Annotated in this window: 14 protein-coding genes; 8 read left to right on the top strand and 6 right to left on the bottom strand. The window is 73.7% G+C overall.

Annotation, left to right across the window (positions count from 1 at the left end):
* Positions 1-41: 41 nt before the first annotated feature.
* The 4 genes from FKD65_RS34360 (at position 42) to FKD65_RS34345 (ending at position 4070) form a co-directional block, all read left to right on the top strand.
* Complete coding sequence (locus tag FKD65_RS34360) at positions 42-887, top strand: helix-turn-helix transcriptional regulator (RefSeq protein ID WP_141582671.1); 846 nt, start codon at positions 42-44, stop codon at positions 885-887.
* Positions 884-1084 carry a DUF397 domain-containing protein gene (locus FKD65_RS34355; RefSeq protein ID WP_141582669.1) on the top strand — a complete coding sequence of 67 codons (201 nt, stop codon included), beginning with the start codon at positions 884-886 and terminating at the stop codon, positions 1082-1084. Before FKD65_RS34360 ends, FKD65_RS34355 begins: the two co-directional genes overlap by 4 nt.
* 141 nt (positions 1085-1225) lie before the next feature.
* Positions 1226-2245 carry an LLM class F420-dependent oxidoreductase gene (locus tag FKD65_RS34350; protein WP_141582666.1) on the top strand — a complete coding sequence of 340 codons (1020 nt, stop codon included), beginning with the start codon at positions 1226-1228 and terminating at the stop codon, positions 2243-2245.
* 115 nt (positions 2246-2360) lie between these two features.
* Complete coding sequence (locus FKD65_RS34345; protein ID WP_141582664.1) at positions 2361-4070, top strand: acetolactate synthase large subunit; 1710 nt, start codon at positions 2361-2363, stop codon at positions 4068-4070.
* A 39-nt stretch (positions 4071-4109) separates the two neighbouring features.
* Here the strand turns inward: FKD65_RS34345 and FKD65_RS34340 are convergent, their stop codons facing one another.
* From FKD65_RS34340 to FKD65_RS45870, 5 genes are all read right to left on the bottom strand, one after another.
* Positions 4110-4910, bottom strand: coding sequence for a methyltransferase domain-containing protein (locus FKD65_RS34340; protein ID WP_141582662.1), 801 nt, complete (start codon positions 4908-4910; stop codon positions 4110-4112).
* Between the two features lie 156 nt (positions 4911-5066).
* The gene (locus FKD65_RS34335) at positions 5067-5276 is read right to left on the bottom strand and encodes a hypothetical protein (RefSeq protein ID WP_141582660.1); all 210 of its coding nucleotides are present in this window, start codon (positions 5274-5276) and stop codon (positions 5067-5069) included.
* 137 nt (positions 5277-5413) lie between these two features.
* Complete coding sequence (locus FKD65_RS34330) at positions 5414-7450, bottom strand: FtsX-like permease family protein (RefSeq protein WP_141582657.1); 2037 nt, start codon at positions 7448-7450, stop codon at positions 5414-5416.
* Positions 7450-8133 (bottom strand): ABC transporter ATP-binding protein, encoded by a 684-nt coding sequence (locus tag FKD65_RS34325; protein WP_141582655.1) that lies wholly within the window; start codon positions 8131-8133, stop codon positions 7450-7452. The genes FKD65_RS34330 and FKD65_RS34325 overlap by 1 nt, the downstream gene beginning before the upstream one ends.
* On the bottom strand, positions 8130-8318 hold the full coding sequence (locus tag FKD65_RS45870; protein ID WP_240809740.1) for a hypothetical protein: 189 nt from the start codon (positions 8316-8318) through the stop codon (positions 8130-8132). The genes FKD65_RS34325 and FKD65_RS45870 overlap by 4 nt, the downstream gene beginning before the upstream one ends.
* Before the next feature lie 119 nt (positions 8319-8437).
* On the opposite strand from FKD65_RS45870, the gene FKD65_RS34320 reads away from it, so the two are divergent.
* The 4 genes from FKD65_RS34320 to FKD65_RS34305 all read left to right on the top strand — a co-directional run bounded on the left by FKD65_RS34320 (position 8438) and on the right by FKD65_RS34305 (position 11544).
* Positions 8438-9631 carry a sensor histidine kinase gene (locus FKD65_RS34320; RefSeq protein ID WP_240809739.1) on the top strand — a complete coding sequence of 398 codons (1194 nt, stop codon included), beginning with the start codon at positions 8438-8440 and terminating at the stop codon, positions 9629-9631.
* Between the two features lie 75 nt (positions 9632-9706).
* Entirely contained in the window at positions 9707-10354 is a 648-nt protein-coding gene (locus FKD65_RS34315) for a response regulator transcription factor (RefSeq protein ID WP_205718341.1), read from the top strand.
* Between the two features lie 71 nt (positions 10355-10425).
* Positions 10426-10773 carry a hypothetical protein gene (locus FKD65_RS34310; RefSeq protein ID WP_240809738.1) on the top strand — a complete coding sequence of 116 codons (348 nt, stop codon included), beginning with the start codon at positions 10426-10428 and terminating at the stop codon, positions 10771-10773.
* Between the two features lie 96 nt (positions 10774-10869).
* Positions 10870-11544: a DUF4328 domain-containing protein gene (locus FKD65_RS34305; RefSeq protein WP_141582649.1), complete on the top strand. Its 675-nt coding sequence runs from the start codon at positions 10870-10872 to the stop codon at positions 11542-11544.
* A 24-nt stretch (positions 11545-11568) separates the two neighbouring features.
* Here the strand turns inward: FKD65_RS34305 and FKD65_RS34300 are convergent, their stop codons facing one another.
* Positions 11569-14931, bottom strand: coding sequence for a DNA polymerase III subunit alpha (locus FKD65_RS34300; protein WP_240809737.1), 3363 nt, complete (start codon positions 14929-14931; stop codon positions 11569-11571).
* Position 14932: the final 1 nt, after the last annotated feature.

The following is a 14932-nucleotide window of genomic DNA, read 5'->3' as shown; positions in this document are numbered from 1 at the left end:
GCGTTGTGACGGGCGCCGGGAGTGATAAAGACTCCACTCCCATGACCTACCGCCCCACCGTCCGTGGCCGCCGTCTCGCCCGGGAGCTCCGCAAGCTGCGCGAGGAGCAGGGCCTCACGCTCCAGGAGGTGGCGGACCGGCTCGACTGGTCGAGAGCCACCGTCTCCCGCCTGGAAACCAGCCAGACCCGCCCCAAACCCGGCGACATCGCCGACATCCTCGACCTCTACGGCGTGCCGAGCCCGGACCGCGACGCGCTCATCACCCTGGCCCGGCAGGCCGGTCAGCGCGGCTGGTGGACCGCCTACCAGGACGTCTTCGCGGGCAGCTACGTCGCGCTCGAGGACGAGGCCTCCCACATCCGCACCTGGGATCCGCAGCTCGTGCACGGCCTGCTCCAGACCGAGCCGTACTCCAACGCCGTGATCAGGGCGGGCCGGCTGCTGCCCTCGGAGGAGGAGATCGAGCGCCGCATCGCCGCCCGCAAGATCCGCCAGGCGCTGCTGGACCGGGCCGACGCGCCGCGGCTGGAAGTCATCTTCGACGAGTCGGTGCTGCACCGCCCGATCGGCGGCCACGAGGTGATGCGGGCTCAGCTGGAGGCCCTCGCCACCGCCACGAAAACCCGCCCATCCGTGACGATCCAGGTACTTCCGTTTACAGCAGCGGAGCATGCGGGCCTGGACGGACGTTTCACCATATTGTCGTATCCGGACCCCGCAGACCCTGATATCGCCTACGTCGAGGGGACCATGGGCGACGTTTACCTTGAGAGCGCTGAGGCAATAGCAAAACATAGGGACCGCTTCCAACGGATCGTGGACGCGGCCCTGTCCCCCGAGGAGTCCGCGCACCTCATCGTCGAGGCAGCAAGGAGCAGCCCGTGACCCACCTCCAGCGCGAACTCACCCAGGCCGTCTGGCGCAAGTCGTCCCGCAGCGGAAGCGGAGACCAGTGCGTCGAGATGGCCGCCCTGTCCAGCGACCTTCGCGCCGTGCGCGACTCCAAGGACCCCGCCGGCCCGGCCCTGGTGCTGACGCCGGCCGCCTGGCGGAGCCTGCTGGACACGATCAAGGAGAGCTAGCGACCGGTGGCGGGGCCGCGGCGGACGACGCCGCGGCCCCGTGCCGTGCCCGTCCCCCGCCGCTCGCCCGGGGAGGCCCCCTTCCGGGAAACTAGAACGTGTTCTAGTATCGCCCGTGCGTCGACTACCGGAGGGTGCAACGTGACCGCGGAACTCAAGCTCGGCATCAACGTCGGCTACTGGCAGCGCGACCCCGACGACCAGACCGAGACGGTCCTGGCCGCCGAGCGCTGCGGCTACGACTCGGTGTTCACCGCCGAGGCGTACGGCTCGGACGCGTTCACCACGCTCGCCTGGTACGGCGCCCGCACGTCCCGCATCAAGCTGGGCACGGCCGTCGTCCAGATGTCGGCGCGGACCCCCGCGGCCACCGCGATGCACGCGCTCACGCTGGACGCCCTGTCGGGCGGGCGCGTCATCCTCGGGCTCGGCGCGTCAGGCCCGCAGGTCGTGGAGGGCTGGTACGGGCAGCCGTTCCCGAAGCCGCTCGCCCGCACCCGCGAGTACCTCGACATCGTGCGGCAGGTGTGGCGCCGCGAGGCCCCGGTCACCAGCGAGGGCCCGCACTACCCGCTGCCCTACCCCGGCGGGTCGGGCCTCGGCAAGCCGCTGAAGTCGATCGCCCACCCCGTCCGCCCGGAGATCCCCGTCTACCTGGGCGCGGAGGGGCCGAAGAACGTCGCGCTGTCCGCCGAGATCACCCAGGGCTGGCTGCCGCTGTTCGTCGACCCCGAGCAGATCGAGCCGGTGTTCGGCGCCTCGCTGGCCGGCCGCCCGGACGACTTCGAGATCGCCGCGACCGTCACCACGATCGTCACCGACGACCTGGACTCCGCCCTGGAGTTCGCCAAGATCCCGCTCGCCTTCTACATCGGCGGGATGGGCGCAAAGGACCGCAACTTCCACCTGGACCTGATCGGCCGGCTCGGCTACGCGGAGGAGGCGGGGCGCGTCCAGGAGCTGTTCCTGAGCGGCCGCCGCGCCGAGGCGATCAAGGCCGTCCCGGACGGGCTGGCCGACGCGATCTCCCTCCTCGGCCCGCTCGGGCGGATCAAGGAGAGGCTCCAGCTGTGGCGCGACAGCCCGGTGAGCACCCTCCTGATCGCCGGGGTGAAGGACGAGCCGACCCTTCGCGCCATCAAGGAGATGGCCGACTCCTGAGGGGATCGGGGCTCCCGGGAGATCGAGAACACATCATCGCGCGGAATGGAGGTAGGGACCTGGGTGCTGCACCTAAGGCACCCAGGAGAAACGCAGACTGGAGATGGGACACGCGATGTCCACGCAGGAGGGCGCCGCCCGGCTGCTCGTCAGGATCCTCGAGGCGGAAGGCGTGGAGTTCGTCTTCGGGATCCCCGGCGAGGAGAACATCCATTTCGTCGACGCGCTGAACGACTCGTCCATCCGGTACGTCCTCGTCCGGCACGAGCAGGGCGCCGCGTTCATGGCGGAGATCTACGGCCGCCTCACCGGCAGGGCCGGGGTGGCCTCCGCGACGCTCGGCCCCGGCGCGATCAACCTCCAGCTCGGCGTCGCGGACGCCACCACCAACAGCACGCCCGTCGTGGCGATCTCCGCCCAGGTCGGCCTGGACCGCATCTACAAGGAGTCGCACCAGATCGTCGACCTGGTGTCGCTGTTCCGCCCGATCACCAAGTGGTCGGAGCTCGCGCCCCGGGCGGAGGCGCTGCCCGAGATGGTCCGCAAGGCGTTCAAGACGGCGCAGACCGAACGGCCCGGCGCCGTCTACCTGGCGATCCCGGAGGACGTGGAGTCCGCCGACGTCCCCGCCGATCTCGGGCCGCTGCCGGTCAACATCGTGCGGCCGCAGGAGCCCTCCGCGTCCCAGATCGCCCGCGCCGCCGACGTGCTCGCCCTCGCGCGGCGGCCGATCGTCCTGGCCGGCCACGGCGCCACCCGCGCCCGCGCGAGTGACGCCCTCGTGTACTTCTCCGAACACCTCGGTCTCCCGGTCGCCACCACGTTCAACGGCAAGGGCGTCTTCCCCGACGACCACCGCAACGCCCTCGGCGCGTTCGGCTTCATGCGCCACGACTACGTCAACCACGGCTTCGACGAGGCGGACGTGCTGATCGCCGTCGGCTACGAGCTCCAGGAGTTCGACCCGGTCAAGATCAACCCGAACGCGGACAAGAAGATCATCCATATCCACCAGTCGCCCGCCGAGGTCGACGACCACTACCCGGTCGAGGTCGGCATCCAGGGCGACATCTCCCGCTCGCTGCGCGCCCTCGCCGACTCGGTCCACCGCCGCTTCGACGTGAACGGGACAGACCATCCTCCAGCCCCCGCCCACCACCATCCAACGGACGAGCTCCGCTCGACAGGCCAGAAGATCAGGGAGATGCTCCAGGAGGAGATGGCCGAGGGGGCGACCGAGGACGGCTACCCGCTCTCCCCGCGCCGCATCGTCGCCGACATCCGCGCGGCCATGGGCCGCGGCGACATCGTCCTCGCCGACACCGGCGCGGTGAAGATGTGGATGGCCCGCATGTACCCGACCTACGAGCCGAACACGCTGCTGGTCTCCAACGGGCTGTCGTCGATGGGCTTCTCGGTCCCCGGCGCGATCGCCGCCAAGCTCGCCCGCCCCGAACGCAGGGTCCTCGCCGCGACGGGGGACGGCGCGTTCCTGATGAACTCGCAGGAGCTGGAGACGGCCGTCCGCGAGAACATCCCGATCACCGTGCTGATCTGGGACGACTCCGCCTACGGCCTGATCGAGTGGAAGATGGACCTCGACCTCGGGCGCAGCTCGAACACCAGGTTCGGCAACCCCGACTTCGTCCGGTACGCCGAGAGCTTCGGCGCCCGCGGCTACCGCGTCGAGTCGGCCGCCGAGCTGCTCCCCACCCTCCGCAAGGCCCTCGACGACGACGCGGTCTCGGTCATCGCCGTCCCGGTCGACTACTCCCACAACCTGCAGCTGACCGACAAGCTCGGCGACCTCACCGGCCCCTTCTGAGAACCGGCCCCTTCCGAGAAGGGGCCGCGGCGAAGCCCGTCACACGCGGCAGAGGATCTCGCCGTGGGTGACGGAGTACCAGCCGTCCTCGGCGGCGGCCCACGCCTTCCAGCCCTCGTAGACGCGCTGGAGTTCCTCCCTGGTGGCGTGGCCGCCCGCGACGGCGTGGTCGGCCACCGACGACCTGACCAGGCGGCCGCCCCAGGACTCGCTCCACCACTCCCGCTCCTCAGGGGTGGCGTAGCACCAGGCGGAGGCCGACGCGGTCACGTCGGTGAACCCGGCGGCGCGGGCCCAGGAGACCAGGCGGCGGCCGGCGTCGGGCTCGCCGCCGTTGGTTCGCGCGACCTCGTAGTAGATCGGCATCCAGGAGTCCATGCCGGGCGGGTTCGGGTACCAGGCCATGGCGCCGAAGTCGGCCTCGCGTACGGCGACGATCCCTCCGGGCCTGGCCACGCGGCGCATCTCGCGCAGCGCCCCGACGGGGTCGCCCACGTGTTGCAAAACCTGGTGGGCGTGGACGACGTCGAACGTGCCGTCGGGATGGTCCAGGGCATGGACGTCGGCGACCTCGAACTCGACGTTCTCCAGCGAGGCGGTGTTCCTGCGGGCCTCGTCCAGGACGTTCTCGGCGGCGTCGGCGGCGACGACACGGCCCGGCGCGACGCGCTCGGCGAGCCCGGCGGTGATGGTGCCCGGCCCGCATCCGACGTCCAGCACCGAAAGGCCCGGACGCAGGTGCCCGAGCAGGTACGCGGCGGAGTTCTCGGCCGTGCGCCACTGGTGCGAGCTCAGCACGCTCTGGTGGTGGCCGTGGGTGTAGGTCGCCTTCGCGGGCATCGGGATCACCTCTCTGTGTCCAGGTGTCCCCACCGTACGATGGTTTCTCATAATTTGAGAAGTCCGTATCAGAATGCGAGACGCTCGGGCACAAGGAAAGGGATCGAGGCACCAGGCCTCGATCCCTTCGCGGGGTCCCTTCGCGGGGTGGGCTCGTCAGGCCGCCACGGCGACGCGGCGGCGGGCGGGCAGGCGCTGCGGACGCACCGGCAGGGCCTCGACCGCGGCGAGCGGGGGCGCGGTCTCGGCGTAGGCGTTCAGCGTCGCATGGGGGAGTTCGGTGAGCCACGGCTCGACGACGGTCCGCTCGGCGGGCCCGTCAAGCCGCGGGTGGGTGAGATGGAACGTGCCGGTCGCTGCGCTCACTGCCAACGCCCCTTCCTTGGACCGGTGGAGCCGCGCCTGTGCGAACGCCACCGTCTGTCACATACCCCTAGGTACGTAGTTGAAAGCAACTTGGTTCGACACCTGTTCCCGGTGTCTCCCAAATCACAAGGTCAACGCTACGCAGAGGGTCTGACATTCTCGCCCCCTCCTCCGCTCCAGTCCGGGCGCGGCGCCGGTTCAGCCGTTACGGAGCGCAACAGCGGGCGGCTCAGCGCGCTCGCGCCGAGGATGCCGCCGAAGCCGAGGACGACGAACCCCGCGAGCCCGGCTAGGCCGGAGAGCCCGAACCCCTGAGCGAACGGCAGACTGAAGAACAGTCCCGCCAGCAGGGAGCCGCCGCCCATGACGGCCAGCGGGATCAGGGTCTCCTGGCGGCGCGCCCGGTCGAGCACGGACAGGGGCGTCCCGGCCAGGCGCAGCATCGCGTACGCCTGCCTGCGGTCGAGGACGGCGGACGCCCCGGTGATGCCCGCGCTCGCGACGGCGAGCAGGAACGAGACGGCGAGGACGGTCAGCGCTCCGGTGCGCAGGTCGGCCAGCAGCCGGTCACCGGTCACCTCGTCGTCGGCCGGGGTGGTGGCGACCTTTCCCGGGACGAGGCCGGCGAGCACCGTCCGGGCGCGGTCGACGGCGGCGGCTCCGCCGGAGATCTCGACCGTCACGACGCCGGTCGGGGCCGCGGGCCCGGCGGCGGGCGGCGGGCCTTGCGCGGCCTCGGTCCTGCGCACCGAGACCCCCGCATCGAGACCGGCCAGTCTGCCCCTCGCCTGCTCGGCGACGGCGGCGGACCGCTCGTAGGGGACGGCCAGCCGCAGCTCGTCCCGCGGCTCGCCGGCGGACGCGGGGGCGTTCAGCAGGGCGAAGAACCCGGCGACGAAGCCGGTGAGCGCGACGCCGGCGACCGTCCGCCAGGCCGAGCGCGGGTCGTCCACGAGGCGGCGCCCGGCGAGCAGCCGGGCGGGGCCGCGCGCCGTGGCGACCGTCAGGTGGCCGATGACCGCCACCACCCAGGGGCCCGCGAAGTTGATCGCGAGGAAGGCGAGCACGAGGAAGACCATCAGGACGACCATGCCCGCGCGGCCCATGTCGATCAGGCCGCCGCCCACCATGCCGAACGCCGCCACGACGGCGAGCAGCGCGAGGATCCGGACCGCCCGCATGCCGGGCGGGGTCTCGCGGCGCGCGACGCCGAGCGGGCTGACGACCACGCGGCGCAGGCCGACGACGGCGCTGGCGCCGACGAGCACGGGGACCGCGGCGAGCACGCCCGCGAGGAGCGCGGGCCCGGGCCACAGGTCGCCGGCGAACCAGCCGCCGCCCGCGATCTCGATCCGGGTGAGCAGCGGTACCGCCGCCGCGTACAGCACGAGCCCGGCCACCGCGCCCGCGGCCGCCGTCAGCACCGCCTCGGTCGCGGTGATCGCCACGACCTGCCCGGGGGTGGCGCCGACCAGCCGCAGCGCCGCGAGCCTGCCGTCGCGGCGGGCCACGGTGAGCCGGGCCGCGGCGCCGCCGAAGACCAGCAACGGGACGACCATCAGCGCCGAGGCCAGGCCCGCGAGCAGCAGGTAGACGCCCGCGGCCCAGGACGCGCCGGTCGCGAACCGGTCGATGCGCGCCGGGCCGCCGGTCGTGCCGAGATGCTCGACGGCGTCCCGGTCGGCGGTCATGGCGGGGTCGCCGGCGGCGCGTCCGACCACGGCCACGAGCTCTCCGGGATGGACGAGCGCGCCGCGTCCGAGCGTTCCCGCCGCACGGGGGAACCGCTTCGCGAGCCGGTCGGCGGGCAGCTCCCTCATCAGGCGGGCCAAGGCGGGGGACGTCCAGACCTCGCCGGGCTTCGGGAAGCGGGTCATGCCGGGCGGCACCGGGGCGTCGCCCTTCAGCGCGGCCAGCTCCACGACCGTGATCGGCTTGCCCTGGACGTAGTCGGTCGACAGCGCCTCCATCGCGGAGGGGTCCGCGACCGGCTTCCCTGGATGCCGCCAGGCGTCGGCGTGGGCGCGCTGGAGGAACGCGTGGTCGGCACCCACCGCGAACAGCAGAAGACCGGTCGAGACGGCGACGGCGGCGAGGGTCAGGAGCGAGCCCAGCATGGTGTTCCTGCCCCCGCCGCGCAGCAGGCGCCAGGAGAGTTCCACCGCCGTGCGCATCAGGCCGTCCTCTGCATGGGGACTTGGATGCGCCCGTCGCGGACCTCCAGGACGCGGTCGCACCAGCCCGCCACCGAAGGGTCGTGAGTCACGACGACCAGGGACGCGCCGTTGTGCTCGGCGGCGTCCACGAGCAGCCGCATGGTGTCGTGGCCGGTCGCCTGGTCGAGCGCGCCCGTGGGCTCGTCCGCGAACACGACGGCCGGGAGGGGCGCGAGGGCGCGGGCGATCGCGACGCGCTGCGCCTGCCCGCCCGACAGCTCGCCCGGACGCCGGTGCTCCAGGCCGTCCAGCCCGAGAGGCCCGAACCAGGACCGCGCCGCCTGCGCCGCCTCCCGCCTGGAGGTGCCGTTCAGCATCAGCGGCAGCGCGACGTTCTCCACGGCGGGCAGCTCGGGGAGCAGCTGCCCGAACTGGAACACGAACCCGAACCGGCCCCGGCGCAGCGCGCTCCGGCGGCGCTCGCCGAGCGTGTCGATCCGCCGGCCGAGCAGGTGCACCTCCCCCGCGTCCGGCTTCATGATCCCGGCGAGGCAGTGCAGCAGCGTCGACTTGCCCGACCCGGACGGACCCATGATCGCGACGGCCTCGGCGCGGCCCACGGCCAGGTCGACGCCGTCCAGGGCGACGGCCGGGCCGAACCGCTTCACCAGCCCGCGGCCGGACAGGACGGTCTCGCTCACGCCGCCTCCCCCGCACTCGACGGGCCCGGCTCGCTCGCGGGGCGCAGGTCCACGACGTTGTCGGGCGGACGGGTCCGGCGGCGGTTCCGGATCGACTCGGCGATCTCCATGGCGGGCATCACGACGCCGCCGTAGACCACGAAGGCGGCGAACAGGGCGGCGAGGGGGAGGTAGATCAGGTACATGGCCCAAGCGTGCGCGTCGCCGCAGCCCGCCCGCATCGGACGCGAAGCCGGTACCTGGGGCCCGGGATCGTCCGAACGGTCGATCCGGCGGTCCGCACTGGGTCGTACGCTGCTTGAACGTGAGCGACGTAGGGGCACGGCTGGACCGCATCCACTCGGTGGGCGGCTGCCTGGTGCGCGCGGCGTACGCCGGTTTCGCGGCGCTGTTCCTACTGGGGTGCACGGCGGCAGGGCTCCGGGACGCCCACACCCTGTGGATGGTGTTCGTCGCGGCGGTGGCCAACGCCGCGGCGGTCTCCGGGCGCGGCTTCCTGGCGTGGGCGGCCGGGGCCGGCGGGCTGTCGGCGCTCGCCACCGTGTACTTCGGGACGGTGGCCCGGCCGGAGATCGGCGCCCCGAGCCTGTTCGCCGAGATCGGCGGCCTGCTGATCGTCCTCGCGCGGGTGGTGTGGAAGGCCCGCCGCGACCGGCTCGTCCCGATCGCGGTGCTGCTGGCCGCGGCGGTCCTGGCGACGCCGCTGCGCTGGTCGCTGATCGCGGCGGTGCTGTTCACGGCCCCGCTCGGCATCACGGTGGCGGTCGCGCTCGGCGTGGGCGTCTACCTGCGGGCCCTGGACGCGCGGCGGGCCAGGTCGCTGGCGTCGGCGCGGCGGGACGAGCGGCTCGAGCTGGCCCGCGACCTGCACGACTTCGTCGCCCACCACGTGACCGGCATCGTCGTCCAGGCGCAGGCGGCGAGGTTCACGGCCCAGTCGGGCACGGCGCAGACGCAGGAGCAGCTCGACCGGATGCTCGGCGAGATCGAGAAGGCCGGCACCGAGGCGCTCACCTCGATGCGGCGCATGGTCGGGCTGCTGCGCGACGCCCAGCACGTGAACGCGCCGGACGGGGAGGCCCTGCCCGCGGGCGGCGCCGGGACCCGCCCGGTCGGAGACCTCGCGCAGCTCAGGGACCTCGTCGACGGGTTCGCCCACCCGCCCGCCGCGCTCACGCTGGCGCCCGGCCTCGGCCCGCTGCCGCCCGAGGTCGCGGCGTCGGCGCACCGCGTCGTCCAGGAGGCGCTGACCAACGTCCGCAAGCACGCCGCCGACGCCGGGAGCGTGCGGGTCTCGCTCGCGCGGGTCGGGGGCGACGTCGAGGTCGCGGTGCGCGACGACGGGCGCGGGCGGGGCGGTCGGCGGCTGCCGTCCGGCGGGTTCGGGCTCACCGGGCTGGCCGAGCGGGTCGGCGCGCTCGGCGGGCGGCTGCACGCCGGCCCGCGTCCGGAGGGCGGGTGGGAGGTCGTCGCCCGGCTGCCCGTGGCGGAGGGGTGACCGTACCGGCAGATGGCGGTGGCGGCGGACGACCGTATCGGACGGATACCCGGGGATGCTGACACAATCGGCAAGGTGACCATCCGCGTACTGATCGCCGACGACCAGGAGATGGTCCGGACCGGGTTCCGGATGATCGTCGATTCGCAGCCCGACATGGAGGTGGTCGGGGAGGCCGCCGACGGCGCCGAGGCCGTCGCGCTCGCCCGGCGGCTGCGTCCCGACGTGTGCCTGTTCGACATCCGGATGCCGCGGATGGACGGCCTGGAGGCGACCCGCGCGCTCGCGGGCCCGGGCGTCCCCGACCCGCCGCGCATCGTGATCGTCACGACGTTCGACATGGACGAGTACGTCTACGGGGCGCTGCGCGGCGGCGCCGTCGGGTTCCTGCTGAAGGACAGCGGGCCCGCGCTGCTGGTGGAGGCCGTCCGCGCGGCCGCGAACGGCGGTTCGCTGGTGTCGCCGTCGATCACCGTCAGGCTGCTGGAGCGGCTGGCGAAGCCGGCCGCGCGGCCCGTCCCGCCGCGCGAGCCGCTCACCGAGCGGGAACTGGACGTGGTCAGGCTCGTCGCGCGCGGCCTGACGAACGAGGAGATCGCCGCGGAGCTGTACGTGTCGCTCTCGACGGTCAAGACGCACCTCGGCAGCGTCAACCGCAAGCTGAGCACGCGGAACCGGGTCGCGACGGCGGCCTGGGCCTGGGAGTCGGGCCTCATGACCTGACGGCCCGGGCAGGGGAAGCACACGGGAGAACACGGGGAGACGGGGGAGGCGCGGCACTGACACCGGAGTCGATGAACGGACTGCCCGTGACCGTGCTGGTCGTATGGGTGCTGTGCGCCGCGGGCTGGGGGGCCGTCCTCGCGGGCCTGCGGCGCGGCCTGCGAGGGCCTTCCCGGGGGCCGGCCCTGTTCGCCCACACCCTCACCCCGGCGGGCGTCGTCCTGCTCTTCTCCCTGATCGGGTTCGGGGCACTGCCCGCCACGATCGCGCTGACCGCCGAGTGGTGGGCGCTGCTGGCGGTGACCGGGCTCCGGCCCGAACGGCTGCTGTCCACAGGTGGCCTCGGACGCCTCGCCGCCTGGGCGGCCGTCACCGCCGCCGCGACGTGGGCTGCGACACGTCTCGTCCTGCACATGTGACGATCCGGTAAGGGCCCGAACCCGCGTTGGGCCGCGCCGGTCAAACGTACGTAGTATCCAGAACAGCCGATGGCAAAGGCCCTGGGGAGGTGGATCATGCCGTGTGCGCTGTGCGGCGACATCATCCCGACGGAGGTCGACCGGTGCCCGGCCTGCGGCGCGTGGGCGCGGCGCCGCGACTTCCGGGCCGTCGGCGTGGCGGTGTTCATGCTGCTCGGCTTCAACGCGTTCGTGGCCCTCGGCTCGGGGATCAGCCTGCTCAGGCTGGCGCGGCCGCTGCACGGCGCGACGCACGACAGCTATGACGCCGCCGCCACCGGCAGGGCCCTCGCCCCCTACGCGGACGTGTTCACGATCGGCACGATCATGGCGGCGGTCACCGGGCTGCTGTACCTCACCTGGCTGTGGCGGGCGTTCCACCAGTCCCCCGGCCCGCACCGGCACCACCGCGCCTGGGTCCTGGTCGGGTGGTTCCTCCCGGTCGTCAACCTGTGGATGCCGCCCCGGGTGGTCTACGAGGTGTGGGTGAACAGCGGCCGGTACCGGACGGCCGAGCGGCAGGCCGCCGGGCTCGTCGTCGCGGGCTGGTGGGCCTGCGCCCTGCTCGGCCTCCTCCTCGGCCACGTCTTCGCCCACGGCAGCGTCGAGACCCTCGCCGACGCCCGCCTCGACGTGCACGTCGGCGTCGCCGCGGCCGCCTTCCAGGCCCTCGCCGCCGCCCTCTGCATGGCCACCGTCTTCCAGATCACCCGGATCCAGATAACCCGCTGAACCGGCCCGGGCGGGCGGCGCGGGTCAGCCCGGGGCGGGGCCGGAGCTGCCCTGGCTGGTGTGCCAGAGGGAGGCGCGCGGGGGGCGCTTGACGGCCGGGCCCGCATGGCCGATGTCGGAGTACGGCGACATCGCGAAGCCCGTGGGCTGGACGATCCGGCGCCCCACCGGCCGCCCCCGGGCCGGCGGGCCCGCCATGGCCGCGCGGACCGCGTCCGGGCCGCCGCGGCGCCACTCCTCGTGCAACGCGTTCAGGTCCCAGCAGGCGTTCGCGGTGATCGACACGGCGCGGTCCCCCGCGCGGCGGAGCCGCCCCCGGGCGACGAGCAGCCAGGAGCCGAACACGGTGGCGGCGCACCGGTCCTGCACCGACTCGAAGAACGTGAGGTCGACCGGGCCGGTCGCGTCGTCCAGGGTGGCGAAGATGACGCGCTGCCCCGACCTGACCGCCGGGGTCTGCGTCGCGACCTTGACCCCGGCGACCAGGACCTCGCTCTTGTCCGGACGTCCCGGCAGGTCGGCGGCGCGGACGACGCCGAGCCCGGCGGTCAGCCCGGCGTAGAAGCTCATGATGTGCCGGCTCACGTCCATGCCCAGGATGTCCAGCTCCGCCTCGACCACCTCCGCGGGCGTCATCAGCGGCAGCCCGCCCGCCGGGATCTCCTCCGCCGGGTCGGCCTCCGCGCCGGTGAGGACGCCGTCTCCGTCCTCGCCGCCGAGGGGAAGCTGCCCCTCGGGGATCCGCGCCGGGCGGACGGTGACGCGGTCGAGGGCGCCGACGCGGCACAGCAGGTCGCGGCGCGGGACGCCGTCGTGGAGGGCGTCGAACGCGCCCGCCAGGACGAGCCGCTCGGCGATCGGCCGCGACACCCGGGCGCGCCGCCAGAAATCGGTCAGCGACCGGTACGGCCGCGCCGCGGTGATCCTGCCGATCTCGGCGTCGGAGATGCCCTTGACCTCGCTCAGCGCGACCCGGATCCCGGCCGGGCCGCCCCCCTGGACGGGTTCGGCGCGCCACTGCGCGTCCGAGCGGTCGACGTCCAGCGGCAGGATCGGCACGCCGAAGTGCCGGGCGTCGTCGAGGATGACCCGCTTGGGGTACATGCCCGGGTCGTGGGTGAGGACGCCCGCGTAGAAGGCGGCCGTGTGGTGCCGTTTCAGCCAGGCCGACTGGTAGGTGGGCAGCGCGAACGACGCGGCGTGGGCCTTGCAGAAGCCGAACGCGCCGAACGCGGTCAGCATCCGCCAGACGCGTTCGACGGTCGCCTCGTCATAGCCGCGCGCCAGGGCCCGTTCCCGGAACCATGCGCCGACCACGGCCTGTCCCCGCTCGTGGTTCAGGCTCCGCCGCGCCGCCTCGGCCTTGGACAGGCCGCATCCGGTCATCACGTCGATGACCCGGAGCACCTGCTCGTGGAACACGACCACGCCGAGGCTCTCCCGGAGCGCGGGTTCGAGGTCGGGATGCGGGTAGGCGGGCTCCCGCCTCCCCGCGCGGGCCTCCAGGAACGGCGTCACCATGTCGGAGTTGACCGGGCCGGGGCGGAACAGCGAGATGTCGATGACGAGGTCGTCCAGGTCGCGGGGCTGGAGCCGGCCGATCAGCTCCCGCTGGCCGGGCGACTCGATCTGGAAGCAGCCGAGCGTGCGCGACGTGCGCACCAGCTCGTACGTCGCGGGGTCGTCGCGCGGGACGTCCTCCAGCGAGACCGTCTCCCCCGTGATCCGGGCGGCCTCCCCGACCGCGTGCGCCATCGCCGACTGCATCCGGACGCCGAGCACGTCGAGTTTGAGCAGCCCCATCGCCTCGACGTCGTCCTTGTCGAACTGGCTCATCGGGAACCCGACGGCGGCGCGCTCGACCGGCGTCCTGTCCCGCAGCGTCGGGTTGGACAGCAGGACGCCGCACGGGTGCATGGCGATGTGGCGGGGCAGCCCGTCCAGGCGCTCGGCGATCCGGAACAGCACCTCCAGGCGCCCGGCCGCGAGGTTGCTCTGCCGCAGCTCGGGGAGGTCCTCCAGGGCCGTGCGGATCTGGCTCGCCCGGATCCGCGGGAACGCCTTGGCGATCGCGTCGATCTCGTGCGGCGGGAGCCCGACGGCGTTGCCGACGTCGCGCAGCGCGCTGCGCGCCCGGTAGGTCTCCATCATCGACACGCACGCCGTGGCGTCCGCTCCGAACCGGTCGAACAGCGCCTGGTAGGCCTCCAGCCGGCGGGCGGACTCCACGTCCAGGTCGATGTCGGGCAGGCCCTCGCGGCTGTCGGCGAGGAACCGCTCCATCACGAGGTCGTGCCGCAGCGGGTCCAGGTCGCTGATGCCGATCAGGTGGTTGACCAGGCTGCCCGCGCCCGAGCCGCGGATCGCGCAGCGGATGCCGCGGGCCCTGATCAGCGCGGCGGCGTCCGCGACGGTGAGGAAGTACGGCGCCAGGCCCTTGCGGCCGATCACGCCGAGCTCCTGGTCGAGCCGGGCCGCGGCCTCGCGCGACCCGCCGAGCCCGCGCCGCGCCATCCCCTCCTCGCACATGGCGGCGAGCCTGGCGTGCGGATCGCCCTCGACGGCCGGCAGGTGGACCTCGTCCATGCCGAGGTCGCGGCCGGGATCGAGGACGCAGCGCTCCGACAGCCGCCGGGTGGCCGCGAGCAGCGCGTCCGCCTCGTCCGGGCCGCAGCTCGCCTCCGCGACCCGGCGCATCTCGGGGACCGACTTCAGGTAGGCCTGGCCGGTGCGGTCGTCCAGGTGCCGCCGGTCCAGCGGGACGAGGCGGCGCGTCACGTCCAGGACCTGCGCGACCGGGTGGTCGGAGGGGTCCAGGTAGCGGACGGCGTTGCCCAGCACGGCGGGGACCCCGGCCTCGCGGGCGAGCGCGAGCATCCGCGCCGCCCGCGGCCCGTCGCCCTTGTCCCGGTGGTCGACGATCTCGATCACGGTCTCGGCGGCGGCCCGCCACGCGGCGAGCCGGTCCGCCGCCACGTCCGGGCGCCGCCCGGTGAGGGCCCGTCCGACGTCGGAGGCCGGGCCGAGCAGGACGACGAGACCCTCGGCGTGCGCGGCGACCATCTCCCTGGTCACCAGCGGGCGGCCGCGCTCGCCCGCCGCGTGCGCCGCCGTCACCAGCCGGCACAGCGACCGCCACCCCGCGCGCCCCTCGGCGAGGACCACGACGCGCTCCTCCCCGGTGGAGGCGACCCTGAGGTCGGCGCCGACGACGGCGCCGATCCCCGCGTCCGCGCATGCCCGCACGTGCCGGACGGCCCCGTAGAGGCCGTCGCGGTCGGTCAGCGCCAGAGTCTGCATGCCGAGGACCGCCGCGCGCTCCGCCAGCGCCGCGGGCGGCGCCACGCCGAACCGGAGCGAATAGGACGAAGCGACATGAATATGCACG

This window comes from Actinomadura sp. WMMA1423, assembly GCF_006547145.1.
In the GTDB taxonomy this organism is placed as follows: Bacteria; Actinomycetota; Actinomycetes; order Streptosporangiales; family Streptosporangiaceae; genus Spirillospora.
This window is presented reverse-complemented; position numbering and strand designations above follow the sequence as displayed.